Raw genomic sequence first — 24,315 nt, forward strand, 5'->3', positions numbered from 1 at the left:
TCCCGTTCCGAGAAGAAAGCGTCGTCATGTCGATCTCCGAGACCACCGCCGCCCCGTCCACCCTCCGCACCGCCGAGACGAGCGTGCCGCTCGTGCCGCTGCTCGACGAGCGCTGGAGCCCCCGCTCGTTCGACCCCACCGCCGAGATCTCGGACCGTCAGCTGGACGCCCTGCTCGAGGCCGCCCGCTGGGCACCGTCGGCCGCGAACACGCAGCCGCGTCGCTTCGTCGTCGGCCGTCGCGGCACGGCCACGTTCGACACGATCGTGAAGGCGCTCATGGGCTTCAACGCCGCCTGGGCGGGCAACGCGTCGGCGCTCGTCGTCGCCGTCGCCGAGACCTCGACCGTCGAGGGCGAGGTGCGCCAGTGGGCCGAGTACGACCTCGGCCAGGCCGTCGCCCACCTCACGGTGCAGGCACACGCCGAGGGCTTCCACACGCACCAGATGGCCGGCGTCGAATGGGACGAGATCGTCGTCGCGTTCGGCCTGACCGACAACCTCAAGCCCGTGACGGTCACGGCCGTCGGCGTCGTCGACGAGGCCGACAAGCTGATCGAGGCCCTCGCCGAGCGCGAGACCGCCCCTCGCGAGCGCCTGCCGCTCAGCGAGCTCGTCCTGCGGCGCGACTAGCAGCTCGGCGAGGCGAGCCCGGGCTGGTGCCTGCCAGCCCGGGCTGGTTGGCTGGGCGCATGTCGATCTCCAGCACGGCCGAGAAGGCCGAACTCCTCCGCTCCCTCCACGTCCCCGGCGACCCGCTGATCGTGACGAACGTCTGGGACAGCATCACCGCGCGCATCGTCGCGGGCGCACCGGGCGTCAAGGCCCTGGCCACCGCCTCCCACTCGATCAGCGAGGCGCACGGCGTCGAGGACGGCGAGGGCCTCGACGTCGACGACATGCTGGCCGCCGCCCGCATCGTGATCCGCTCGGTCGACCTGCCCGTCTCCGTCGACTTCGAGAAGGCGTACGCGACCGACGCCGCCGGCACGCTCGACAACGTCTTCCGCCTGATCGAGGAGGGCGCCGCCGGCCTCAACATCGAGGACAGCATCGGCCAGGCCAAGGCGCCCCTCTACGACATCGACACCCAGGTCTCGAAGATCGCCGCCGCCCGCCGTGCCGGCGACCGCGCCGGGGTGCCGATCGTGATCAACGCCCGGGTCGACGCCCTGGCCGGCGACCCCGACTCGTTCGACGACGCCGTCACCCGGGCCAACGCCTACCTCGACGCCGGCGCCGACTGCGCCTTCGTCCTCGGCCTGGGCACCGAAGACCTCGTGAAGGCCGCCCTCGACCGGATCGACGGCAAGGTCAGCGTCATCTCGAACCCGTCGTCCGTGCCGCTCGCCCGCCTGGCCGAGCTCGGCGTCTCGCGCGTCAGCTTCGGGCCCACCACGATGGGCCTGACGCTCTCGCACCTGCGCGACGCCGCCACCACCCTCACCGCGCGGGGCGACTACCCCGCCGAGCTCGGCTTCTCGTTCTGACCGACGGCCGGTGCGGGCGGGGCTCGCCCACCGGCTGACGAACGACGCGACCCGCGCCTCCCGAGCTCGTGAGAGCCGAGGAGGCGCGGGTCGCGTCGTCAGGGGACGTCACCTAGTCGTCGCGGTCGCCCTTCGAGTGCCCGTCCCCGGCGCGCTCGTCCTTCTTCCGGTCGGACTCGGACGCCTCGGAGCCGCCCTCGCCGTCCGGCTCGGGCACCTCGTCGCCGTTCCGCTCGATCGTCGCGGCGGCGGCCTGACGCAGTCGCATGCCGGCGAGTTCGTCCTTGGCGAGGGCCGCGGCCTTCTTCTCGCTCTGGGCCGTGTCACGGGGTGGCAGCAGGATGTCGCGCTCGGCCCGGAGGCCGGCCTGCAGCTCGCGACCACGTTCGAGCTCGGCGTCGAACTCGGCCCCGAAGAGCAGGGCGTTGTTCGTGATCCAGAGCCACAGCAGGAACACGATGACCGCACCGAGCGAGCCGTACGTCTTGTTGTAGTTCGAGAAGTTCGCGATGTAGAACGCGAACCCCACGGACGCGACCAACCAGATGACCAGGGCCACGAGCGACCCGAGGCTCATCCACTTGAACTTGGGCTGCTTGACGTTCGGGGCCCAGTAGTAGAGCACCGCCACGATCACGACGGCGATGATCGCGAGGATCGGCAGCTTCGCGATGTCCCAGACGAACACCGCGGTGCTGCCCAGTCCCACGAGGTCGCCGACCGTCTCGGCCACGGGGCCGCTGATCACCAGGATGAGGGCGGCGACCACGATGAGTACCACCGTGAACGCCGTGACGCCGAGCATGGTCGGGCGGAGCTTCCAGATCGGACGCCCCTCGTCGATGCCATAGACGCGGTTCATGGCCCGCCCGAAGGCGCCCACGTAGCCGGAGGCCGACCAGAGGGCACCCAGCACACCGACGATCAGGGCGACACCGGCAGCCGGCGAGCCGGTGAGCTGCATGATCGGGTCACGCAGCAGGTCGGCGACCTGCGGCGAGCCGAACTGCGAGACCAGGTCGAGCAGCGTCGTGGCCGTCGAGTCCGCCTGCCCCACGACGCCGAGCAGCGACACGATCGCCAGCAGCGCCGGGAAGATCGCCAGCACCGCGTAGTACGTGAGTGCGGCGGCGAGGTCGGTGCACTGGTCACGGGTGAACTCGCGCAGGGTCTTGCCCAGCACGTACCCCCAGGAGGGCTTGGAGACGTCCGACAGGTCTTGCGGCTTGCGCGAGTCGTCCGCGTCGGGCGACTGCTGCTCGCGCTCGGTGCTCTTCTGTGCCATCGGTCAGCGCCTGATCGTCTTGACGATGCCGGCGACGAGCGCGACGACGCCGATGGTGCCGGCCGCAGCGGCCGCCACCACGGGCTTCGGGTCGCGGTCGAGGCGCCGTGAGACGCTCGCCTTCAGCCGACGGGCGTGGGCAGGGACGCTCAGCTTGTCCTCGATGGCGTCGAGCGTCGCCGCGAACTCTTCACGGGTACGGGCGAGGTCGAGCTCGATCTCGGGGATGCTCGCGCCGGGGCGTGGCCCGGCCGCGTTCTCGGCGTCCTTGTCGGGAGACGTGCTGCCGTGGGCGTCGTCGCGCTCTTCGGCCGCACGCGCCTCGGCGAGCTCGGCACGGGGGTCGGGCTGGTCGCCCGTACCGTGGCCGTTCGCGTCAGTGCTTCTCGGAGTCATAGCTGCCCTGCCCCTTCAACGCGCTGACGTCGGCCTTCACGCTGGCGACGGCCTTCTCGGGGGTCGGCGGCACGCCCTTCTTGAGGGCCTTGATGCCGAGCAGGGCCAGGACGGCCGTGATCACGAGCAGGACGGCGGCGACGATGAGCGCCGCGAGCCAGGGGGCGACGACCGTCGCCAGCCCCAGGACGCCGGCCGTGATGAGCACGGCGAGCAGGAAGAAGCCGAACAGTGCGGCTCCGACCAACAAGCCGACACCCACCCCGGCCTCTTTGGCCTTCGTGGCGAGCTCGGTCTTGGCCAGCGCGATCTCGCCGCGGATGAGGCGCGAGATCAACTCGGGCAGGCTGCCGATCAGCGAGCCGAGCGAACGTTTGGTGCTCTGTTCGGGTGCCTTCAGGTCACTCACCGACCGTCACCCCCGGCAGCTTGTCGTCGTCGGGGCTGGTGCCCGAGGTCTGCTTCTTGACGTCGTCGGCCTTCTCGTCCACCTTGTCGGCGGCCTTGTGGGCTGCCTCGGTGGCCTTGGCGGCGACCTTGTCGGTGGCGCCCGAGCCCTTGCCCGAGACGGACTTGGCCTTGGAGCCGACCGCGTGGGCGGCGTCGTTCGCGACGTCCTGCGCCTTCTTGGCGACGACCGGAGCGTTCTCCTTCACGAAGCCCTCGGCCTGCTGGACGCCCTTCTGGACGGTCGGGTTCTCCCACAGGCTCTCGGCCTGGTCCTTGATCTTGACGTACGCGCCGCGACCTGCGCGGGCTCCGAGGACGTATCCGACGGCCGCTCCTGCGACGAAGAGGATCTTGCCTTTCATGAGTGCTCCTTGGCTCGTGGTGGCAGGTAGGCCTTCCACGCTGGCACGACCCGGCGTGGACGGCTCAGATTGACCGGGCGACCGGGGACGACGCCGCCCGGCGCCGGCCTGGGGACGAGCCGCCCCCGACACCACGTCAGGAGGCGCGGGCCGCCACGAGCGGGACGCCCACCTCGAGCGCGTCGCTGCGCACCGTGGCGACCGCCAGTCGCACGAGGCGCACCGCGCACCAGCAGAACAGCACCACGAGAAGGCCGTTGCGGGCACCCAGGACGAGCACGGCGACCGGGTTGAGCTCGATCAGCGGCCGGTAGAGGATCGGGAACACGAGCGTCGTGAGCCCCGAGGCCCAGGCGGTCAACACGGCGGGCGTCCGGAACGCCTCGGGACGCGAGGCATAGCCCACGGCCACGATCGGCACGATCCAGAGCAGGTACTGCGGCGACCCCACCTTGTTGAAGACCACGAAGGCGAGCGTGAGGGTGAGGGCGCCGAGCAGCACCGTGCCGAACTCGTCGCCGCGATCGCGAGCCGGGACGACGGCCGCGGTGCGCCCGGAGCCCGCCGACCCGCGCCTCCCGGGCTCGGCCCACCGGGGCAGCCCGAAGGTCGCCACGGCCAGCACGCCGGCCAGCAGCACGAGGACGGCGAGCATGACCTGCGTGCTGTCGTTGATCATCCAGGTGTCGCCCGGTCCCATGACCTCGCGCGTGGCGAGGGCGACGTTCTGGTAGACCGAGGCGCCGGGGACGCGCAGCATGGCCATCCAGAGCCAGGGCGTCGAGAGGGTCGCCTCGAGCTGCATCGCCCGTCCCGACTGCATCGTCACGAAGCTCGTGATGTCGTCGGCCCCGCGGCCGAGCAACACGCACGACACGACGACCATGGTGACGAGCACGCCCCCGCGCAGCACGACCGCCCGGTGACGCGACCCGACGACGACCGCCGCGATGACGGCGGCGGGCCAGACCTTGATCCAGGTCGCCGCGGCGAGCAGCAGCCCGGCCACCCGCGGACGCGTGGACAGCAGCATGAGGGCGGCGACGACCAGCGGCGCGCTGAACCCCTCGAGCCGGAGGAAGGCCACGGGGCTGAGCACGAGCGTCACGAGCAGCCACCACCAGGCTGCCCGGTTGTCGACCGTGCGACGACCGCGGTCGGTCAGCAGCCAGAGCGCGACGGCGTTGAGGGCGGTCAGCAGGGCCAGCCAGACGAACTGGTAGTGCTGTTCGCCGAAGACGTTCGGCAACACGATCGGGACGATCGCCCCGGCCGGGTAGACCCACGAGAAGTCGAGGACCGGCCAGACGCCCTCGCTCAGGGCCCCCGTCGCCCACAAGCGGTAGAGCGGCAGGTCGCCGCTCACCCCGCCGCCGATCATCAGCGGCGTGAGCGCCAGGAACACGGCGGCGTGCACGGCGACGAAGCCGTAGAGCAGCCCGCGCGGATGCGCCTGCACGCGCGACCAGGTCCGGCGGAGGCGCGTGGGGAGGGGCGCAGGCGCGACGGCGCTCGAGGTGGTCACGCCTCGAATGTACGGCCGCGTCCTTGCCGTTGTCTTTCCGGCAGGTGAATCCATCGGAAGATCACTCTCGAGACGGAGGTCCGACCGGTGTACGGTGCCGACCATGGACCGACGACGTTCCGCAGACGCAGGCGAGGTCACCCCGCCGACCGACGACACGCACGCACCCGACGAGCTCGGAAGCGTCGACGACGACCTGGCCGTCGACCGGGGGCGCCCGATCGGCTTCTGGTTGAGGCTCGTCGACGGGCTGATCGACCGGCGCTTCGAGGAGGTCCTCGACGAACACGGGGTCACCCGCCGGCAGTGGCAGCTGCTCAACCTGCTGGAGCGCGGCCCGACGACCCGCGCAGCACTCGACGGAGCCGTCGCGCCCTTCCTCGACCCGGCCACGGGCGAGTCCAGCTCGGACCACCTCGCCGAGCTGGTCGAGAGCGGCTGGGTGAGCCTCGCGACCGACGGGGTCGGCGACGATCGCTACGCCCTCACCGAGCGCGGGAGCCTCGCGCACCGCAAGCTCGTCGACGTGGTCGAGGGCATCCGCGACGAGACGGTCCGGGGGGCCGAGCCGGGAGCCCACGCGACCACGGTGCGCTTCCTGCGCAGGGCGGCACTCAACCTCGGCTGGCGCCCCTGAGCGCCCGGCCTGCCCGCGGGCCGCGGGCCGAGGGCCGAGGGGCTAGGGGCTAGGGGCGAGGGCCGACGACCGCAGGAGGCGCGGCGTCAGCCCCGCAGGAACACCCACCAGATCATGAGCATCGTCACGACGAACCCGCTGACGAAGTTGAGCGCCAGGAAGCGTCGCCACCCGCGGTTGACCTCTTCGGCCCGGTCGTCGGTCACGTTCCACCAGGGGGCGCAGCTGATCGCGTAGGGCAGGGTGAGCAGGGCCGCCAGCGGGCCGGGCCACTCGGTGAAGGTCAGCAGCACGCCCGCCAGCAGGTAGGCCACCACCGAGAGGCGGACGGTCGCCCGGGCACCGATCTCGGTCGCGATCGACGAGATGCCGCCCTCGCGGTCGGCGAGCACGTCCTGGACGGCTCCGAACGCGTGGCTCGCGACTCCCCAGAGGAAGAACGCGCCGAGCAACGCCCACAGCTGGGGCGTGAACGTCGCCCCGGCCAGCACGAGACCGTAGACGGCCGGGCTGACGAAGTGCGTGCTCGAGGTGACCGAGTCGACGAAGGGGCGCTCCTTGAAGCGCAGGCCGGGAGCCGAGTAGGCGATCACGGCGAAGACGCTGACGGCGAGCACGAGCCAGCTGAGCGGGTCGCCGACCGCCACGAGGAACACCAGGAAGGGCACGTTCGTGATCACTGCGGCGCGCAACGTCGTGCGGTGCAGGCTGCGGTCGAGCAGCGCACCCTCGACGCCGCCCTTGCGCGGGTTGTGCAGGTCGCTCTCGTAGTCGAAGACGTCGTTGATGCCGTACATCGCGAGGTTGTAGGGGATCAGGAAGTACAGGGCGCCGACGATCAGCACGAGCCAGTTCACCGGGCCGAGGGCGTTCTCGGCCGCGAAGAAGAGGACGGCCTCCGTGCCGGTCGGCGTCACGTCGACCTGGGACAACGGCTGGTACGACCCCAGGTAGCCGGTCGTCACCGGTGCGAGCAACGAGGTCAGCACGTACGCCGCCGCGAACGGGAACGCCGTGTTGATCCAGCTCAGGGGCCGGGACGAGACGAACAGGGCCTTGATCGTGTTCACGAGCGCGCCTCCTCGACGGTCGTCGACCCGCCGGCCGCCGGCGCCGCGGGGGCGCGGGGCGTCTTCGGGCCGCCGAGCAGCACCCACACCGACGGCAGCAGGACGAGTGCCGCGACCGCGTAGGCGAAGTCCTCGAGCGGGGCGATGCCGACGAAGACCCCGCTGATCCGGGCGGCGTCGTAGCCGACCAGCCCGATCCCGATCATGACGTTGTCGAACACGGCGGTCATCACGAGCAGCACGCCGGTCGCCAGGCCCGCCCCCAGCAGTTGCTCGCGCCGCCGCCGCGACCTCTCGGCCGGGGACGAGGAGGCGCGCGCGGCCCGGCCACGCACGCCTGCGGTCACCAGCGCCAGCACCCCGAGCACCGCGACGATCGACAGGAACACCGCGTTGACGGCCCAGTAGGTCACGACGCCACGCCGTCCACCGGTCGACCGGACTGCGTGGAGCTCGCGCCACGCCGGTCGAGCACGACGGCCGCAGCCATCCGGGCCGCGGCCAGCAGGTTCATCGTCAGGTAGCAGAGCAGCGTCAGGAAGAAGACCTCTTCGAGCGGCAGCTCGGTCGCCACCAGCACGCCGGTCATGAACGAGGTCTCGCCGCGGAAGAAGATGCCGAGGTCGATGCCGACGACGTCCCAGACCAGGAAGAACACGACGCCGACCAGCAGCGTCACCGCCGCCCGGGGCACGTCGCGCCAGAAGAACAGGCGGAACCTGCGGTCGAGCATCACCATGCCGAACAACGAGACGAGCAACGCCGCGAGGTAGACGAAGCCCATCAGCCGACGGCGGGCTCGGGGAGCGGCTCGGTGCTGGTGTCGCCGCGCAGGTTCTTGAGCAGCACCTCGGCGCTGATCAGGCACATCGGCAGGCCGATGCCCGGACGGACCGACCCGCCGGCGTAGAACAGCGAGTCGACGTGGGTCGAGACGTTGCCGGTGCGGAACAGGGCGCTCTGGGCGAGCGTGTGCGCGGGGCCGAGCATGCTGCCGCTCCAGGCGTTGACGTCGTCGACGAAGTCGCGCGGACCACGGGTGCGCCGCACCACGATCCGCTCGGCGAGGTCGGGCACGTGCGCCCACTCGGCGATCTGGGCGATGACGCCGTCCGCGAGACGCTCGATCATCGGGTCGCCGTCACCGTCGACGTCGCCCGAACCGAGGGCCGGGTCGGCGGGCAGTGGCACCAGGACGAAGAGGTTCGTGTGCCCGGCGGGCGCGGTCGACGGGTCGACGGTGCTCGGCTTGCAGACGTACAGCGACGGGGGGTCGGGGATGCGCTTGTCGGCGCCGAAGATGCGCTCGAAGTTCTCGTGCCAGTCGCGGGCGAAGAGCAGCGTGTGGTGCTCGAGCTCGGGGATCTCGCCCTCGACGCCCAGGTAGAGCAGCAGGGCGCTCGGCCCGGGGTTCTTCTTCGCCCAGTACGACGAGTCGTAGGTGCGCAGCTCGCGGGGCAGGAGCCGTGTCTCGGTGTGGTGCAGGTCGGCCGCGCTCACGACGAGGTCGGCGTCGACGCGGTGCGTCGCTCCCTCGGCGTCGGTCCAGTCGACCCCGGTCGCCTCGGCGGTCGCCTTCGAACCGCGCGGCAGGGCTGCGCCCTCGACCCCGAGCGGCTGCGTCACGATCCGGGTCACGGTCGCGCCGGTCACGACGGTCACCCCGGCCTCGACGGCCACGTCGCGGATGGCCTCGATCACCGAGATGAGGCCGCCCTGCGGGTACAGCACGCCGTCGTCGAGGTCGAGCGTGCTCATGAGGTGGTACATGCTCGGCGTGTCGAACGGCGACGAGCCGAGGAAGACCGCGGGGTACCCCAGGATCTGACGGAGGCGCGGGTCGGTCACCGTGCGGGACGCGTACGAGTCGAGGCTCGTCAGCAGCAGCCGGGCCAGCTTCGGCAGGCGGACCAGCACGTCTCCGCGCAGCAGGGGCGTGAGGCTGCCGAAGCTCGTGTAGAGGAACCGCCGTTTGGCGATCTCGTAGGTGTCGCGGGCGGACCGGAGGTACCGGCGCATGCGCTCACCGCTGCCCGGTTCGACGCGCTCGAACAGCTCGACGTTCTCTTCCAGGCCGCGCGGGACGTCGATCGGCGCACTCGCCGCGGGGGCGTCGGGCGTCGGCTCGAACAGCACGCGGTAGCCCGGGTCGAGTTCGACGAGGTCGAGGCGCTCGGCGGCCGACGTGCCCATCAGGCGGAAGAAGTGGTCGAAGACCTCGGGCATGAGGTACCAGCTCGGGCCGAGGTCGAAGCGGAAGCCCTCGTGGCTCCACGACCCGGCACGGCCACCGACCTCGTCGTTCTTCTCGAGCAGGGTGACCTCGTGGCCCTCGCGGGCGAGCAGCGCAGCCGAGGCCAGGCCGCTGATGCCGCCGCCGATCACGACGACGCGGCGGCCGTGGCGGGTGACGCTCAGGCCGTGCGACTCGTCGGACGCCCCGGTGCCGGCACCCGTCGCCCCTCGGTCGACCGTGTCGCGGCTCATGCGCGGGCCTCGGGCAGCCGGGTGACGCGACCGGCGGCGGCGCCCGCGGCGATGCGCACCTTCACCGGGTTCGGAACGCGCACGCGCGCCCGGACCAGCGAGGAGGCGGGGGTCGCCTCGAGACGCCGGTTCAGCTCGGCGAACAGGCCGTGGGCCAGTGCCACCGCCCGACGCGAGGACGTCGGCAGCACGGGGATGATCTCGCCGCTCACGCGGAGGTCGTCGTCGATGTCTCGCACCAGTCTCGTCTTGGTCTGCTCGTCGAACGTGGTCACGTCGACTCCGGGGAAGTAGCTGCGGCCGAGCTGCTCGAAGTCGGCCGCGAGGTCACGCAGGAAGTTGACCTTCTGGAAGGCCGCACCGAGGCGCCGGGCGCCCTCTTCGAGTTCGGCGACCGTGCTCGGGGGGAAGGGATGCCCGTGGAGGAACGCCTTGAGGCACATCAGGCCGACGACCTCGGCCGACCCGTACACGTAGGCGTCGAACGACGCCTGGTCGTGCTCGCGGGCACTGAGGTCGGCCCGCATCGACGCGAAGAACGGTGCGGTGAGCTCGGCACCGAACCCGGTGGCGCGGGCGGTGCGGGCGAAGGCGTGCACGACCAGGTTGGGGCTGAAGCCCTCGACCAGGGCCCGCTCGGTCTCGGCCTCGAAGCCGTCGAGCAACCGGCCCGCCGCGTCGGCGCCCAGACCGGCCTCGGTCGCGGGGCCGTCGACGATCTCGTCCGCGACACGCACGAGCGCGTATACGTTCTCGACGTGCTGCCGCACCTCGCCGCCCAGCAGGCGCGAGGCCAGTCCGAACGACGTCGAGTAGCGACGGATCACGCCTCCCGCGGTCGCGTCGGCCACGGAGTCGTACAACGACAAGCCCGTCATCGCACCCTCTCGAGGACGTCCTGGACGACCGGCGTCAATGCTTCGCGCAACGACTCGGGCACCTCGGCCCGGTCGAGCACGTCGAGCGCGCGGCGGGCGTGCTGCTCGACGAGTCCCTCGGCGAAGGAGCGGGCGCCGCAAACCTCGAGGCGACCACGGACGTGCTCGGCCTCGGCCTCGCTGAGGTCGGCCTTGCCGATGAACGGCTGGATCGTGAACCACTCGTCGGTGGTCGCGGCGTGGGCGACGAGCACCGTGCGCTTGCCCTCTCGGAGGTCGCCGCGGGTGGTCTTGCCGGTGGCCTCTTCGGTGCCGAAGACCCCGAGCAGATCGTCGACCACCTGGTACGCGACCCCGACCTCGCGGCCGAAGTCGCCGACCGCCGTGACGACGGCCTCGCCCGCGCCCGCCAGGACGGCGCCCGCCTGCAGCGGTGCCTCGAACGAGTAGACGGCCGTCTTGGCGCGCTCCATGTCGAGGATCTCGTCGACGGTCGGCAGCTCGGCGGACAGGGAGAACTCGACGTCGACCATCTCTCCGCCCGCGCTGACGAAGATCGCCTCGTCGAGCAGGTCGAGCAAGCGCGTGCGGACGTGGTCCTGGCAGCCGATGCCGAGCAGCATGCGACTGGCCCCGGTCAGGGCGAGGTCGCCGGCGATGACGGCGGCCGACATGCCCCGGTGCTCGGCCGCGGGGGTCGGGATGCCCGCCGTCGTGGCGGTGTCGCGGTAGCTGCCCGAGACGTTGGGGATGCCGCGTCGCGAGAAGTCGCGGTCGATGACGTCGTCGTGGACGATCAGGGCCGTGTGCAGCAGCTCGAAGGCCGCGCCGACCCGGGCCACGGCCTCGTCGTCGGTGCCCCCGAGGGCGTCGTAGGCCGTGAAGACCATGCGGGGCCGGAAGCGCTTGCCCCCGGCGCTGTTGCGCTCGAGCACCGACCAGAGATCGACGTACCGCCAGCCCACGGACTCGGCGCGGCGCTTGGCCAACGCGAAGAAGTCGTCGAGGACGGCGTCGACACGATCGTGTCTCGCCCGCGTGCCTGCGTGCAGGTGATCACCGTCCACCAGGGCAGACTACCTCTCATGACCCGTGAGATCTCGACGCATCCCCAGCCGACGTCCGGTGACCGCCCGGGCGCTCACGACGAGCTCGTGGTGCTCCTCGACGACGAGGGCACGCCCATCGGCACGACCGCGAAGGCGACCGTGCACACCACCACGACGCCGTTGCACCTGGCGTTCAGCTGTCACGTCACCGACGACCTCGGCCGCGTCCTGGTCACCCGACGAGCCCTGTCGAAGAAGACCTGGCCCGGCGTCTGGACCAACTCGTTCTGCGGCCACCCCGCCCCCGGCGAGACGCCGGCCGAGGCGTTGATGCGGCGCGCCCACCAAGAGCTCGGCATGGAGGTCCGCGACGTCGAGGTGATCCTGCCCGAGTTCCGGTACCTCGCCACGGACGCCTCGGGCGTCGTCGAGAACGAGATCTGCCCGGTCTTCACGGCCCGCGCCGTCGGCCTGCCCGATCCCTCGCCCGACGAGGTCGCCGAGTGGGCGTGGGTCGAGCCCGGAGAGCTTCGCGACGCGGTCGCGGCGGCACCCTTCGCCTTCTCGCCCTGGTTGGGCTGGCAGCTGGCGGCCTGGCCCACCTGAGCGAGACGGACGACGAAGGCTCCTCCGGGGACGACGAGGGTTCCTCCGGGGACGACGAAGGCGCGAGCCGGATCGCCTGACCCGACCCGCGCCTCCTGCGGTCCCTGTGTTCGGCGCCGCCTAGCGCGGACGCATCGCGTACGCCGCGGGGCAGTCGAACGGGTCGCGGGCCGAGAGGCCGACGCGGTTGAGGTACCGGATGACGATCGCGTACGACTTGGCGATCGTCGTCTCGGTGTAGGGGATGCCGTGCTCGGCGCAGTGCGCCTTCACCAGGGCGCTGGCCGCGCGCAGGTTCGGACGCGCCATGCTCGGGAACAGGTGGTGCTCGATCTGGTAGTTCAGCCCGCCCATGAAGGCCGTCGAGTGCCGACCCGTGATGTTGCGCGAGGTGAGCACCTGCTTGCTCAGGAAGTCGACCTTCGCACCCTCGGGGATGATCGGCATGCCCTTGTGGTTCGGGGCGAAGGACGACCCCATGTAGAGGCCGAAGACGGCCATCTGCACGCCGATGAAGGCGAAGGCCATGCCGAGCGGCAGGAACCAGAAGACGACGCCGAAGTAGGCGACGAGGCGCACGGCGATGAGCGTGATCTCGAGCGCGCGGCCCTCGACCTTGTCACGGCCGAGCAGCGTGCGGAACGAGGTCACGTGCAGGTTGACGCCCTCGCCGAGCAGCAGGGGGAAGAAGAAGTAGCCCTGACGGCGGGTGATGAAGCCGAGCACGCCGCGCTGCTTCGCCGCGTCCTCTTCGAGGAACGAGATCGTGTCGAACGCGATGTCGGGGTCTTTGCCCTTGGTGTTCGGGTTGGCGTGGTGGCGGCTGTGCTTGGTCATCCACCACGCGTAGCTGATGCCCACGACGCCGGCCGCGAGGACGCGACCGACCTTGTCGTTGCGCGTGCCCGACTCGAACACCTGGCGGTGCGCGGCCTCGTGCGTGAGGAACGCGAACTGCGTGAGGATGACGCCGAGGGCCGCGGCGATCAACAGCTGGAACCAGCTCGAGCCCAACAGGACGAACCCGGTGGCCGCGCCGCCGAGGCACGCGACGAGGACGACGAAGACCGTCACGTAGAAGCCGGTGCGGCGTTGCAGCAGGCCCGCCTCGCGCACGGACTTGAGCAGGCTCGAGTACGTGCTGGTCGGCTTGCCGACCTGTCCGGCGACGGTGGGGCGGAACCCGGCGGGTGCCGCACCTGCCGGTGCGTGGACGATCCGCGGGTACGCGGTTCGGGGGGTCGTGGGGACGGTGGCGGTCATCGGGCTCCCGCGGCTGATCGACTTCTCAGCCGGGTGGATGGGCCGGAGGCGGCCCGAAGATGGTGCGAACGTAACGGCGTGGGCTGGGAAGGTGTCGGGAGGTCGCCGTGCAGGAGGGTTGCAGCTTTCCGTATGTCACACGTAACCTATCGTCGATGACAGCGAGTTTCGTCGAGCGGCTCAGCGGGGTGGTGCACGACCTCGAGCAGGTGCCCTACAGGACGGGCGAACGGGACGCCCATCAGGGCCACGGCCTGCGGGACTCCGCCCTCGGGGCGGCGGCGTCGGACGCACCGGCCCACGAGATCGAGATCTCCGGGCTCGAGGTGCTCGTCGGGCTCTGGCCCGACGCGAAGGACGGCCACGGTTCATGGCTCGGGGGCGGCACCGTGGTCGGCATCGGGCCACGGCCCGCCACGGTCGTGGCGGGCTACGCCGACCTGCTCTTCGTGAGCACCGAGGGCGTCCGACGCACCTACTACCGACTGCTCACCGTCGACCATCCCGACCCCGACGTCGCGACGGTGCGCCTCCTCGAGTGCGTGAAGGAGGTCCGGCCCGGCTGGCGGTCCACGTGGGCCGACACCACCACCGCCTACACCCGGGTCAGCCGGTTGCCGACCGGCGTGCGGATCGCGATGGGGTTGGACACGGCCGAGGGGCTGGCCTCCACCCGACGTTCGCTGGACGGTGTGCTCGCGGGGTTGTCGCTCGAGGCCGAAGGGGTGCTGCGGGTGACGCCTGCCCACATGGCACGTCAGCTCGGGACGCTCAGGGGCCGCGGCTGGCCGTTGACGCTCGGCACCGTCCGCCGCCTGGCGTTCAGGAGCGCGCGGTAAACTCGGCGGGTCCCCCACCCGTGAAAGAGGTCTCGTGACGCCTGCGCACCACGACTCCGGCGCGACCGCCCCCGTGGCGTCGCCCGACCCCTCGGGCAGGGGCGTCGACCCGTCGCTCTCCGCGTACTGGCCCGTCCCCGTGCTGCGTGCCGTCCCGGCCCTCGCGGCCGCGGCGGCCATCACCTTCAACCCCGACCACTCGCCCCGGGTCGGCCTGCTGACCTTCGGGGCGGCGGCGGTCGCCGGCGGTGTCGTGCTCGCCGTCGGATCGGCCCTGCGCCTCCACGACCGCTCGAGCCGCACCATCGCCGTCCTGCAGGGCGTCGTCGGTGCCGTGATCGGCGCCCTCTGCCTCGTCTTCTCGCACGGCCAACTGCCCGTGCTGGTCGCCTTCGTCACGGCCTGGGCCGTGCTGACCGGCGGCCTCGAACTGCTCACCGGCCTGCGACGTCGTCGTCGCTCGCCGCTCGCCCGTGACTGGACGACCGTCGGCGTGCTCACCCTGGTGCTGGCCCTGGTCTTCCTGGTCGTCCCGCCGGACTACAGCCAGCAGCTCGGCGGCATCGAGCAGATCGAGGGCGAACTGACCTCCTCGACCGTGCTCGTCGGCATCCTGGGCGCCTACGGCGCCCTGGTCGGCGTGTTCCTCGTGATCGCCGGCCTCTCGCTCAAGTGGCAGACCGGGCACCCGGCCCCTGCCGACACCCCTGACGACAAGGGACGAACGTCATGACCCACCCCACCTGGCGCGACCGGTTCCGCCCCGCCGAGTTCCTCGGACTGTCGGGCGTCTTCGCCGCCTTCGTCGGCCTCGTCGTCCTCATGACGACGCGCGACCTCCAGCTGGCGCTGATCTTCCTCTGCATCGGCTTCATCGTCGCGCTCGTCACCATCGCCATGCTCGCGCTCGCGGCCAAGCCCAACGACGACGAGCGACACGAGATCGACGACGCCGACAAGCCGCGGGGCCACTGACGCTGGTCGACCGCCGCGGCCTCCCGGCCTCTCGGTCGCTGCCCGTCGGCCGCTGCTCCGTCGCGGCCCGTCGGCCGATGCTCCGTCGCTGCCCGTCGGCCGCTGATCCGTCGCGCGGCGCCCTCGGGCGCGCGGGCCGTCCTGACGGGCCGACCCGCGCCTCCTGGGGTCAGGCCAGGCGGTCGACGAGCTGCGCCGCGATGCCCGTGTAGGTCGCCGGGGTCAGGGCCACGAGGCGCTGCTTGGCCTCGTCGGACACGTCCAGGCCCTCGACGAACGCGACCAGTTCGGCCTGGCCGACGCGCTTGCCGCGGGTCAGCTCCTTGAGCATGGCGTAGGGGTCGTCGATCGAGGATCGTCCGGCGACGACCTCGGCGCGGATGACGGTCTGGATGGCCTCGGCGAGGACCTCCCAGTTGGAGTCGAGGTCGGACTCGAGGGTCACGGTGCCGACGGCGATCTCGCCGAGGCCGCGACGCAGGTTGTCGAGCGCGAGCATCGAGTGGCCGAACGCGACCCCGATGTTGCGCTGGGCCGACGAGTCGGTGAGGTCGCGCTGCTGGCGGCTGGTGACCAGGGTCGAGGCCAGCGAGTCGAAGAGCGCCGACGAGATCTCGAGGTTGGCCTCGGCGTTCTCGAAGCGGATCGGGTTGATCTTGTGGGGCATGGTCGACGAGCCGGTCGCCCCCGCCTGCGGGATCTGCGTGAAGTAGCCCATCGAGATGTACGACCACACGTCGGTGGCGAGGTTGTGCAGCACCCGGTTGGCGTGGGCGACGCGCGAGTAGAGCTCGGCCTGCCAGTCGTGCGACTCGATCTGCGTCGTCAGCGGGTTGAAGGTCAGCCCCAGGGCGTCCTCGACGAAGGAGCGGGCCGTCTCGGGCCAGTCCAGCCCGGGGTCGGCGACGACGTGGGCCGAGAACGTGCCGGTCGCTCCGCTGAACTTGCCGAGGAACTCGGTGCCGACGATCTGCGAGCGCAGACGCTGCAGGCGGTGCGCGAACACGGCGAACTCCTTCCCGACCGTGGTCGGCGTCGCCGGCTGCCCGTGGGTGTGCGCGAGCATCGGCACGTCGCGGGCGTCGGTGGCCCAGGTGGTGAGGGCGGCGAGCACGGCGTCGAAGGCCGGGAGCCAGACGTCGAACAGGGCCCCCTTGACGGTGACCGCGTACGACAGGTTGTTGATGTCCTCACTGGTGCAGGCGAAGTGGGTGAGTTCGGCGATCCCGTCCAGCCCGAGCTCGGCCAGCCGTGCCCGCACGAAGTACTCGACGGCCTTGACGTCGTGACGGGTCGTCGCCTCGAGGCCGGCGAGTTCGTCGATCGCCGCCTGGCCGAAGTCGGTGACGACGGCCCGCAGCGCCCGCTTCTGCTCGTCGTCGAGCGGCGTCGAGCCGAACGCACGGCGGTCGGTCTGGGCGATCAGCCATTCGACCTCGACGTGCACGCGGGCCCGGTTCAGCCCCGCCTCGCTGAGGTGGTCCCCCAACGTGCGGACCGACGAGCGGTAGCGGCCGTCGAGCGGGCTGAGGGGCTGAGGAGGCAACGTCATGACTGTCCCTTGCGGAGTGCGGGTTCGATCTGGCGGAAGAGGGCCGAGCAGGCGCGCTCGACCATGTCGAGCACCTCGTCGAAGAGTGCTGCGTCGGAGTAGTACGGGTCGGGGACGTCGAGACCGCCACCCGCCGGCGCCGCGTCGGGAGCGAAGGTGAGCAGCAGCTGCACCTTCGAGCGGTCGGCGTCGTCGCCTGCCCAGGCCCGGAGGATGCGTTCTTGGCCGCGATCGAACGCCACCACGAGGTCGTAGCGTGCGAAGTCGTCGGCCTCGAACTGCTTCGCCCGGTGCCGGGAACCATCGTAGCCGCGGCGCTCCAGGGCCTCGACGGTGCGGGGATCGGCCCCCTCGCCGACGTGCCAGTCGCCGGTGCCCGCGCTCGTGACCTCGACCCGGTCGCCGAGGCCCGCGTCGTCGGCGAGCGAGCGCAGCACGGTCTCGGCCATGGGCGAGCGACAGATGTTGCCCGTGCAGACGAAGCAGATGCGGAACCGGTTCACCGCTTCCGGTCACCCCGCCCGACCACGGGGCGGACGACGACGCCGATGGCCCAGGCGAAGACCGCGAGCACGACGGCACCGATCACGCCCCACCAGAAACCGTCGATCGTCAACCCGAAGCCGAAGAGATCCGAGATCCACGCCACGATCAGCAGCAGCAGCCCGTTCACGATCAACGCGATCAGGCCGAGCGTCAGGATGTAGAGGGGGAAGGCCACCACCCTGATCGCCGTGCCGACCACGCCGTTGACGATGCCGAAGACCAGGGCGAGCAGCAGGAAGGTCACGATCGTCTCGAGGGTGCCCCCTGCTCCGTAGGGCGTCACCGTCACCCCCGACACGAGCAGCGTGGTGAGCCACAGGGCCACCGCGTTGATGAGCAGCCTCACGACGAATCGGGTCATCCCCCCATCATGCCGACCTCTCCTCCACGGGCGGTAGTGCCCGACCGGATCCCCCGAGGAGGCGCGGTGCCCTGCCGCGACGCGGCCCCCGCCCCATAGGCTGGCCGCGTGACCACTCCCGTCCGACTCCGTCCCGAGATCGCCGCCCTCCCGCCCTACCGCCAGGGCAAGCAGGCGTCCCCCGACGCCTTCAAACTGTCGTCGAACGAGAACCCGTTCGAGCCCCTCCCCTCGGTCGTCGAGGCCGTCCGTGGCGCCGTCTCGCTCAACCGTTACCCCGACGCCTCGGCGACGGCCCTGCGGACGGCCCTCGCCACCCGGTTCGGCGTCACCGTCGACGAGGTGCACGTCGGCGCGGGGTCGGTCTCGTTGCTGGCCCAGTTCGTGCTCGCCGCGGCCTCGGTCGGCGACGAGGTCGTCTACGCCTGGCGTTCGTTCGAGGCCTACCCGGGGCTCGTCACGGTGGCCGGTGCGACGAGCGTCCAGGTGCCGCTGCGGGCCGACGGGGGCCACGACCTCGAGGCCATGGCCGCGGCCGTCACCGACCGCACCCGCGTCGTCATCGTCTGCTCCCCCAACAACCCGACGGGCACCACGGTGTCGACGGGCGAGTTCGAGTCGTTCATGGCCGCGGTGCCCGACGACGTGCTCGTGCTGCTCGACGAGGCGTACGCCGAGTTCGTCACCGACAGCACGGCCGTCGACGGCGAGACGCTCACCGAGCTGCACCCGAACCTCGTCCTGCTGCGCACCTTCTCGAAGGCGTACGGGCTGGCCGCACTCCGCGTCGGGTACGCGATCGGCGCCTCCTACCTGCTCGACGCCGCGCGGGCCACGGCCATCCCCCTCGCCGTCACCGAGCAGGGCGCGGCCGCGGCCCTCGCCTCGCTCGAGCACGCCGACGAGCTGCTCGGGCGGGTCGACCGCATCGTCCTGCTGCGCGACCAGGTGCGACGCGCCCTGATCGACCAGGGGTGGACGGTTCCCGAGGCGCAGGGCAACTTCGTCTGGCTCGCCACGGGCGAGCACACGGCGGCCGCGGCCCAGGTGTTCGCCGACCACGGGGTCGTCGTCCGGCCGTTCGCGGGCGAGGGCGTGCGCGTCACGATCGGCGAGCCGTCGTCGGTCGACAAGCTGCTGCACGCCGCCCAGCAGATCGTCGACCTCACATCCCGGTGACGGCATATGCCGCGGAATAGATTGGACGCCATGTCTTCCTCCGAAGCGACCGACGCGCCGCCGCCCGTCCAGCTCCTGTCGCCGTCGGGCGAGGTGGTCGAGTCGGCTGCGGCCGACGAGTTCCGCCCCTACGTCGACGCCCTCGGCGACGACGGACTCCGCGCCCTGCACCGCGACATGGTGCTGACGCGTCGATTCGACCGCGAGGCCGCGGCACTCGCGCGCCAGGGGCAGCTCGCCCTCTGGGTGCCGAGCCACGGCCAAGAGGGGGCCCAGGTCGGCCTGGCCCACGCGACCCGCCCGCAGGACCACCTCTTCCCGTCCTACCGCGAGCACGCCGTCGCGCTGTCCCGCGGCATCGACCCGGTCGACATCCTGCGCCTGCTGCGCGGTCACACGCACGGCGGCTGGAACCCCGCCGAGCACCAGAACTTCCACGTCTACACGCTGGTGATCGGTTCGCAGACGCTGCACGCGACCGGCTTCGCCATGGGGCTCGGCCTCGACGGCAAGAGCGGCACGGGCGATCCCGAGGTCGACCAGGCCGTGGTCACGTTCTTCGGCGACGGGGCGACCAGCCAGGGCGACGTCAGCGAGGCCCTGGTCTTCGCCGCGAGCTTCCAGACCCCCGAGCTGTTCTTCCTCCAGAACAACCAGTGGGCGATCAGCGTGCCGGTCGCGCGTCAGTCGCGCACGCCCCTCGTCGCCCGGGCCGGCGGCTTCGGCATCCCCGGCACGCAGGTCGACGGCAACGACGTGCTCGCGAGCTACGCCGTCAGCCGCCGCGACCTCGAGGCCGCCCGCGGCGGCGGCGGGCCCCGCTTCATCGAGGCGCTCACCTACCGCGTCGGCGCGCACACCTCGTCCGACGACCCCACCAAGTACCGCACCGACGACGAGCTGCAGTCCTGGATCGCCCGCGACCCGATCACGCGCTTCGAGGCCTTCCTGCGGAACCGAGGCGAGGGGGACGCGTTCTTCGCCGACCTCGAGACCGAGGGCGACGACCTCGGAGCCGACGTCCGTCGGCGCACGGTCTCGCTGCCGAACCCCGACCGCGGCCTCATCTTCGACCACGTGTACTCCGAGCCGCACCCGCTCATGACCGAGCAGAAGCAGTGGCTGGCGACCTACGAGCAGAGCTTCGGCGGCGCGGGCGAGACCGCGACCACCGACGAGGGGGCAGCATGACCGACACCGTCGAGAACCCGACCGGCACGACCGAGTCGAGCCGCGCCTCCGTGCAGTCCATGCCGCTCGGCAAGGCGATCAACGCCGGCCTCCGCAAGGCCATGGCCGACGACCCCCGCGTCCTGCTGATGGGCGAAGACATCGGCACGCTCGGCGGCGTCTTCCGCGTGACCGAGGGGCTGCAGGCCGAGTTCGGCGACAGACGCGTCATCGACACCCCCCTCGCCGAGTCCGGCATCGTCGGCACCGCCATCGGACTCGCGATGGGTGGCTTCCGCCCGGTCTGCGAGATCCAGTTCGACGGCTTCATCTACCCCGGCTTCGACCAGATCACGTCGCAGCTCGCCAAGCTGACCAACCGGCACGAGGGCACCCTGACGATGCCCGTCGTGATCCGCGTGCCCTACGGCGGGCACATCGGCGCGGTCGAGCACCACCAGGAGAGCCCCGAGGCGTACTTCGCCCACACGGCGGGCCTGCGCGTCGTCAGCCCGAGCACGCCGCACGACGCCTACTGGATGATCCAGGAGGCGATCGCGTCGAACGACCCCGTCATGTTCTTCGAGCCCAAGAGCCGTTACTGGCCCAAGGGCGACGTCGACCTGAGCGACCCGCAGGCACCGCTGCACGCGAGCCGCGTCGTCCGGACGGGCACCGAGGTCACCCTGCTGGGGCACGGCGCGATGGTCAGCGTTCTGCTGCAGGCGGCCGAGATCGCGGCGGCCGAGGGCGTCTCGGCCGAGGTGGTGGACCTGCGGTCGCTCTCCCCCGTCGACTACGGGCCCATCCTCGAGTCGGTCCGGAAGACCGGGCGCCTCGTCGTGGCGCAGGAGGCCCCCGGTTTCGTGTCGGTCGGCTCCGAGATCGCCGCCACCGTCGCCGAGAAGGCCTTCTACTCGCTCGAGGCACCCGTCCTGCGCGTCAGCGGCTTCGACACGCCCTTCCCTCCCGCCAAGCTCGAGACGCAGTACCTGCCCGACGCCGACCGCGTGCTCGAGGCGGTCGACCGGGCCCTGGCCTACTAGGAGTCACGACATGACCAGCGAATTCACCCTGCCCGACGTCGGCGAGGGCCTGACCGAGGCCGAGATCGTCGAATGGAAGGTCGCCCCCGGCGACAGCGTCGAGATCAACCAGGTGCTCGTCGAGATCGAGACCGCGAAGTCGCTCGTCGAGCTCCCCTCGCCCTACGCCGGCGTGGTCGAGAGCATCCTCGTCGAACCAGGTACCACGGTCGACGTCGGCACCCCGATCATCCGGGTCGGCGACTCGACGGCACCCGCGACCCCGTCGGGTCGGGCCGCCGAGTCCGAGTCCCTCGAGTCGGGCGGACTCGCCCGCACGGCGCAGGTCGTGTCACAGAACGAACAAGCACTCTCCGCGCAGCGTGCCCGCCAGGCCGAGCCCGCGGCGTCCGCCACCTCGGTGCAGAGCTCCTCCCCCGCCGCTCCGGCCCGCTCGGCCGACGCGGTCAGCGCCGACGGCGACACCGGCTCGGTGGCGCACGCCCCCGAGGCCCCGGCCGACTCGGGGTCGGGTGCCGTGCTCGTTGGCTACGGCGCCGCGGGGGGTCACGGAGCGACCCGTCGCCGCCGACCGTCGCAGACCGAGGTCGACGCCCGGCAGCTGCGCGTCGCCGAGCAGGCCCGGCGACGCCCCACCACGTCGGTGCCCGCCGCCCAGGCCCTGCCGATCATCGCGAAGCCGCCCATCCGCAAGCTCGCCAAAGACCTCGAGGTCGACCTCGCCGTCGTCCAGCCGACCGGCCTGGCCGGAGAGGTCACCCGCGACGACGTCATCCGTCACGCCCAGCAGGCCAGCGTGTTCCGCAACATCGAGACGCCCGAGTGGGGCGAGGAACGCGTCGAGCGCATCCCCGTCAAGGGCGTCCGCAAGGCCATCGCCGCGGCCATGACGTCGTCGGCGTTCACCGCCCCGCACGTCAGCCTGTTCGTCGACGTCGACGCCACCCGCACGATGGAGTTCGTCAAGCGGTTGAAGGCGTCGCCGCAGTTCGCCGGCGTCAAGGTCTCGCCGTTGCTGATCATGGCCAAGGCGATCATCTGGGCCGTGCGACGCAACCCGATGGTCAACTCGGCCTGGACCGACCGCGAGATCCTCGTCCGGCACTTCGTCAACCTCGGCATCGCCGCGGCCACCCCGCGTGGCCTCATCGTGCCGAACGTCAAGGAGGCCCAGTCGATGAGCCTGCTCGAGCTGGCCCAGGCCCTCGAACAGCTGACGCTGACCGCCCGAGACGGCAAGACGACGCCGGCCGACATGCGGGACGGCACGATCACGATCACCAACATCGGCGTCTTCGGCATGGACACCGGCACGCCGATCCTCAACCCGGGCGAGGTCGCGATCGTGGCCCTCGGCACGATCAAGCCCAAGGCCTGGGTGGTCGACGGCGAGGTCCGCTCGCGCATGGTGACGACGATCGGGGCGAGCTTCGACCACCGCGTGGTCGACGGCGACGTCGCCAGCCGGTTCGTGGCCGACGTGGCGAGCGTCCTCGAAGAGCCGGCGCTCCTGCTCGACTGAGCCCGCGCCTCCTCGTCCGTTCCTGGGAACCCCGCGGGCAGCCGGGCCCCGACCTGGCTGGCGACGGACGGCGTGCAGTAACGTCGAGGCCAGGACGACCGGTCATGACCAGATGGGACCACCCTCGGGCGCGACGGACGAGGGGGCCCATGACCGACCGCATCACCGACGGAGCCGTGCCGAAGCACGAGCAGTTGCGCTCCATCGTGCAGCGGCTCGCGGCCGGTCAGCAGCCCGGCTCGGCGATCGCCAGCGAGCGCCAGCTCATGCTCGAGTACGGCGTCAGCCGGATCACGGTCCGCGAGGCCGTGGGGCAGCTCGTGAACGAGGGCTGGCTGACCCGCGTGCGGGGCAAGGGCACCTTCGTGGCCCACCGCGTGGTCCAGTCGACGCTGCACCTCGCCTCGTTCACCGACGAGATGACGAAGCTCGGCCACGTGCCGAGCACGATCGTGCTGGTCAAGGCCGAGACGGCTCCCCCGCCCGAGACGGCCGCGGCCCTCGGACTCGAGGCCGGCGCCTCGGCGTTCCACGTCAAGCGCCTGCGCCTCGCCGACGGCGTGCCGGTCAGCATCGACGACGGCTGGTACCCCGCGGACCGGCTGCCCGGGCTGCTCGACCACGACCTGAGCCGTTCGCTCTACCGGACCCTCGACGGCGACTACGCGACGCCGATCACCCGCGCGACCCAGACGGTCAGCGCCGAGGGGGCCGACGCCGACGTCGCCACGCTGCTCGGCACGAGCGAGGGCGCCCCGGTGATGTACTTCGATCGGATCTCGTTCGCCGGCGACGTCCCGCTCGAACACGCCAAGAGCTGGTACCGCTCCGACCGCTACCGCCTGCAGATGCAGGTCGAGTCGGGCACGACGCCCGACTGACTCCTGGCCGCGCCGCGTCGGCCTCAGAGGTCGAAGAGGGGCTCCCCCGAGGCGACGGTCGTGCCGACGGCCTGCTGCGGGACGCTGTCCGGGGCGCTGTCGAGCACGACGACCGGGATGACGGCCGAGTAGCCCGCCTCGGCCACGACGGCCGGGTCGAAGCGGACGACGACGTCGCCCGCCGCGACGGTCGCCCCCTCGGCCACGACGAGCTCGAAGCCCTCGCCGCCGAGCTTGACCGTGTCGATGCCGACGTGCACGAGCAGGCCGGTGCCCGACTCGTCCACGACCACGAACGCGTGCGGGTGCAGCTTGACGATCTCGCCGGCGACGGGCGAGACGACGGAGACCACACCCCCTCCAGGAGGCGCGCTCGGCTCGACCGCGACGCCCGCGCCCACGAGCTGCCCGGCGAAGACGGCGTCGGGCACCTCGGCGAGCGCCGTCACCCGGCCGGCGACGGGCGAGAGGACCGTGGTCACGGCAGCAGGTCGTTGATGTCTTCGGCGAGCGAGTCGGCGATCGTGCCGACGATCACCTGGACGCTGCCCCCCGCGTGGACGACGGCGGTGGCTCCCGCGGCCTTGAGGGCGGCGTCGTCGACGAGCGAGATGTCCCGGACGTCGGTGCGGAGGCGCGTGATGCAGCCCTCGATCTCCTCGATGTTGTCGGCGCCGCCGAGTCCGTCGATCATGGCCTGTGCTTTCGACATGAGCTGTTCTCCTCCGTGGGTCGGTCGCTCGCGGC

The 24,315-nt window shown here is 71.5% G+C and carries 29 protein-coding genes; 12 read left to right on the forward strand and 17 right to left on the reverse strand.

Annotated elements, in window-relative coordinates; all coding sequences use genetic code 11:
- The first annotated feature begins 26 nt into the window (after positions 1 to 26).
- Both ASL10_RS14835 and ASL10_RS14840 read left to right on the forward strand, forming a co-directional pair.
- Entirely contained in the window at positions 27 to 632 is a 606-nt protein-coding gene (locus ASL10_RS14835; RefSeq protein WP_056049877.1) for a nitroreductase family protein, read from the forward strand.
- A gap of 59 nt (positions 633 to 691) precedes the next feature.
- The gene (locus ASL10_RS14840) at positions 692 to 1,489 is read left to right on the forward strand and encodes an isocitrate lyase/phosphoenolpyruvate mutase family protein (RefSeq protein WP_056049731.1); all 798 of its coding nucleotides are present in this window, start codon (positions 692 to 694) and stop codon (positions 1,487 to 1,489) included.
- A gap of 112 nt (positions 1,490 to 1,601) precedes the next feature.
- Here the strand turns inward: ASL10_RS14840 and ASL10_RS14845 are convergent, their stop codons facing one another.
- The 5 genes from ASL10_RS14845 to ASL10_RS14865 all read right to left on the reverse strand — a co-directional run bounded on the left by ASL10_RS14845 (position 1,602) and on the right by ASL10_RS14865 (position 5,507).
- A complete protein-coding gene (locus ASL10_RS14845) occupies positions 1,602 to 2,774 on the reverse strand; it encodes a YihY/virulence factor BrkB family protein (protein ID WP_082460643.1) in 1,173 nt (390 codons plus the stop codon).
- Positions 2,775 to 2,777: 3 nt separating this feature from the next.
- Positions 2,778 to 3,170 carry a DUF3618 domain-containing protein gene (locus ASL10_RS14850; RefSeq protein WP_056049734.1) on the reverse strand — a complete coding sequence of 131 codons (393 nt, stop codon included), beginning with the start codon at positions 3,168 to 3,170 and terminating at the stop codon, positions 2,778 to 2,780.
- Positions 3,151 to 3,579, reverse strand: a complete 429-nt coding sequence (locus ASL10_RS14855; RefSeq protein WP_056049738.1) for a phage holin family protein — start codon at positions 3,577 to 3,579, stop codon at positions 3,151 to 3,153. Before ASL10_RS14855 ends, ASL10_RS14850 begins: the two co-directional genes overlap by 20 nt.
- Entirely contained in the window at positions 3,572 to 3,982 is a 411-nt protein-coding gene (locus ASL10_RS14860) for a YtxH domain-containing protein (RefSeq protein ID WP_123570908.1), read from the reverse strand. Before ASL10_RS14860 ends, ASL10_RS14855 begins: the two co-directional genes overlap by 8 nt.
- 136 nt (positions 3,983 to 4,118) lie before the next feature.
- Positions 4,119 to 5,507 carry a glycosyltransferase 87 family protein gene (locus ASL10_RS14865; protein ID WP_056049741.1) on the reverse strand — a complete coding sequence of 463 codons (1,389 nt, stop codon included), beginning with the start codon at positions 5,505 to 5,507 and terminating at the stop codon, positions 4,119 to 4,121.
- 103 nt (positions 5,508 to 5,610) lie between these two features.
- On the opposite strand from ASL10_RS14865, the gene ASL10_RS14870 reads away from it, so the two are divergent.
- Complete coding sequence (locus ASL10_RS14870) at positions 5,611 to 6,144, forward strand: MarR family winged helix-turn-helix transcriptional regulator (protein ID WP_123570910.1); 534 nt, start codon at positions 5,611 to 5,613, stop codon at positions 6,142 to 6,144.
- 86 nt (positions 6,145 to 6,230) lie between these two features.
- Here ASL10_RS14870 and ASL10_RS14875 read toward each other — a convergent pair whose 3' ends face one another.
- The 6 genes from ASL10_RS14875 to ASL10_RS14900 are packed head-to-tail and all read right to left on the reverse strand — an operon-like array spanning position 6,231 to position 11,646.
- Positions 6,231 to 7,214 carry a prenyltransferase gene (locus ASL10_RS14875; protein ID WP_056049744.1) on the reverse strand — a complete coding sequence of 328 codons (984 nt, stop codon included), beginning with the start codon at positions 7,212 to 7,214 and terminating at the stop codon, positions 6,231 to 6,233.
- Positions 7,211 to 7,627, reverse strand: a complete 417-nt coding sequence (locus ASL10_RS14880) for a lycopene cyclase domain-containing protein (RefSeq protein WP_082460645.1) — start codon at positions 7,625 to 7,627, stop codon at positions 7,211 to 7,213. Before ASL10_RS14880 ends, ASL10_RS14875 begins: the two co-directional genes overlap by 4 nt.
- On the reverse strand, positions 7,624 to 7,998 hold the full coding sequence (locus ASL10_RS14885) for a lycopene cyclase domain-containing protein (protein WP_056049747.1): 375 nt from the start codon (positions 7,996 to 7,998) through the stop codon (positions 7,624 to 7,626). Before ASL10_RS14885 ends, ASL10_RS14880 begins: the two co-directional genes overlap by 4 nt.
- Entirely contained in the window at positions 7,998 to 9,701 is a 1,704-nt protein-coding gene (gene crtI, locus ASL10_RS15735) for a phytoene desaturase family protein (protein ID WP_199736290.1), read from the reverse strand. Before crtI ends, ASL10_RS14885 begins: the two co-directional genes overlap by 1 nt.
- Complete coding sequence (locus ASL10_RS16410; protein ID WP_056049749.1) at positions 9,698 to 10,579, reverse strand: phytoene/squalene synthase family protein; 882 nt, start codon at positions 10,577 to 10,579, stop codon at positions 9,698 to 9,700. The genes crtI and ASL10_RS16410 overlap by 4 nt, the downstream gene beginning before the upstream one ends.
- Positions 10,576 to 11,646 (reverse strand): polyprenyl synthetase family protein, encoded by a 1,071-nt coding sequence (locus ASL10_RS14900; RefSeq protein ID WP_082460646.1) that lies wholly within the window; start codon positions 11,644 to 11,646, stop codon positions 10,576 to 10,578. The genes ASL10_RS16410 and ASL10_RS14900 overlap by 4 nt, the downstream gene beginning before the upstream one ends.
- An 18-nt stretch (positions 11,647 to 11,664) precedes the next feature.
- Here ASL10_RS14900 and idi point away from each other — a divergent pair, with 18 nt between their 5' ends.
- A complete protein-coding gene (gene idi, locus ASL10_RS14905; RefSeq protein ID WP_082460647.1) occupies positions 11,665 to 12,234 on the forward strand; it encodes an isopentenyl-diphosphate Delta-isomerase in 570 nt (189 codons plus the stop codon).
- Between the two features lie 120 nt (positions 12,235 to 12,354).
- Here idi and ASL10_RS14910 read toward each other — a convergent pair whose 3' ends face one another.
- Positions 12,355 to 13,497 (reverse strand): acyl-CoA desaturase, encoded by a 1,143-nt coding sequence (locus ASL10_RS14910; RefSeq protein WP_082460648.1) that lies wholly within the window; start codon positions 13,495 to 13,497, stop codon positions 12,355 to 12,357.
- 155 nt (positions 13,498 to 13,652) lie between these two features.
- Between ASL10_RS14910 and ASL10_RS14915 the strand changes: the two genes are divergently transcribed.
- From ASL10_RS14915 to ASL10_RS14925, 3 genes are read left to right on the forward strand one after another with little or no spacing between them, the layout of a single operon-like run.
- On the forward strand, positions 13,653 to 14,336 hold the full coding sequence (locus tag ASL10_RS14915) for a hypothetical protein (protein ID WP_157485561.1): 684 nt from the start codon (positions 13,653 to 13,655) through the stop codon (positions 14,334 to 14,336).
- A 34-nt stretch (positions 14,337 to 14,370) separates the two neighbouring features.
- Positions 14,371 to 15,069, forward strand: coding sequence for a DUF308 domain-containing protein (locus tag ASL10_RS14920; protein WP_235452895.1), 699 nt, complete (start codon positions 14,371 to 14,373; stop codon positions 15,067 to 15,069).
- On the forward strand, positions 15,066 to 15,311 hold the full coding sequence (locus ASL10_RS14925; RefSeq protein ID WP_043594098.1) for a hypothetical protein: 246 nt from the start codon (positions 15,066 to 15,068) through the stop codon (positions 15,309 to 15,311). The genes ASL10_RS14920 and ASL10_RS14925 overlap by 4 nt, the downstream gene beginning before the upstream one ends.
- A gap of 169 nt (positions 15,312 to 15,480) precedes the next feature.
- Here the strand turns inward: ASL10_RS14925 and purB are convergent, their stop codons facing one another.
- From purB to ASL10_RS14940, 3 genes are read right to left on the reverse strand one after another with little or no spacing between them, the layout of a single operon-like run.
- Positions 15,481 to 16,863 (reverse strand): adenylosuccinate lyase, encoded by a 1,383-nt coding sequence (gene purB, locus ASL10_RS14930; RefSeq protein ID WP_056049755.1) that lies wholly within the window; start codon positions 16,861 to 16,863, stop codon positions 15,481 to 15,483.
- A complete protein-coding gene (locus tag ASL10_RS14935) occupies positions 16,860 to 17,312 on the reverse strand; it encodes a low molecular weight protein-tyrosine-phosphatase (protein ID WP_199736314.1) in 453 nt (150 codons plus the stop codon). The genes purB and ASL10_RS14935 overlap by 4 nt, the downstream gene beginning before the upstream one ends.
- 50 nt (positions 17,313 to 17,362) lie before the next feature.
- The gene (locus ASL10_RS14940; protein ID WP_056049758.1) at positions 17,363 to 17,770 is read right to left on the reverse strand and encodes a phage holin family protein; all 408 of its coding nucleotides are present in this window, start codon (positions 17,768 to 17,770) and stop codon (positions 17,363 to 17,365) included.
- A gap of 108 nt (positions 17,771 to 17,878) precedes the next feature.
- On the opposite strand from ASL10_RS14940, the gene ASL10_RS14945 reads away from it, so the two are divergent.
- The 5 genes from ASL10_RS14945 (at position 17,879) to ASL10_RS14965 (ending at position 23,568) form a co-directional block, all read left to right on the forward strand.
- A complete protein-coding gene (locus tag ASL10_RS14945) occupies positions 17,879 to 18,949 on the forward strand; it encodes a histidinol-phosphate transaminase (RefSeq protein WP_056049761.1) in 1,071 nt (356 codons plus the stop codon).
- 30 nt (positions 18,950 to 18,979) lie between these two features.
- Entirely contained in the window at positions 18,980 to 20,140 is a 1,161-nt protein-coding gene (locus tag ASL10_RS14950; protein WP_056049763.1) for a thiamine pyrophosphate-dependent dehydrogenase E1 component subunit alpha, read from the forward strand.
- A 59-nt stretch (positions 20,141 to 20,199) separates the two neighbouring features.
- Positions 20,200 to 21,165 (forward strand): alpha-ketoacid dehydrogenase subunit beta, encoded by a 966-nt coding sequence (locus tag ASL10_RS14955; protein WP_369794408.1) that lies wholly within the window; start codon positions 20,200 to 20,202, stop codon positions 21,163 to 21,165.
- Positions 21,166 to 21,175: 10 nt separating this feature from the next.
- Complete coding sequence (locus ASL10_RS14960; RefSeq protein ID WP_056049769.1) at positions 21,176 to 22,687, forward strand: dihydrolipoamide acetyltransferase family protein; 1,512 nt, start codon at positions 21,176 to 21,178, stop codon at positions 22,685 to 22,687.
- A gap of 149 nt (positions 22,688 to 22,836) precedes the next feature.
- Entirely contained in the window at positions 22,837 to 23,568 is a 732-nt protein-coding gene (locus ASL10_RS14965) for a GntR family transcriptional regulator (RefSeq protein ID WP_056049772.1), read from the forward strand.
- Between the two features lie 23 nt (positions 23,569 to 23,591).
- Here ASL10_RS14965 and ASL10_RS14970 read toward each other — a convergent pair whose 3' ends face one another.
- Complete coding sequence (locus ASL10_RS14970; RefSeq protein ID WP_056049775.1) at positions 23,592 to 24,050, reverse strand: PTS glucose transporter subunit IIA; 459 nt, start codon at positions 24,048 to 24,050, stop codon at positions 23,592 to 23,594.
- Entirely contained in the window at positions 24,047 to 24,280 is a 234-nt protein-coding gene (locus ASL10_RS14975) for a glucose PTS transporter subunit EIIB (protein ID WP_054145886.1), read from the reverse strand. The genes ASL10_RS14970 and ASL10_RS14975 overlap by 4 nt, the downstream gene beginning before the upstream one ends.
- Positions 24,281 to 24,315: the final 35 nt, after the last annotated feature.

This window comes from Frigoribacterium sp. Leaf8 (genome assembly GCF_001421165.1).
GTDB lineage: Bacteria > Actinomycetota > Actinomycetes > Actinomycetales > Microbacteriaceae > Frigoribacterium.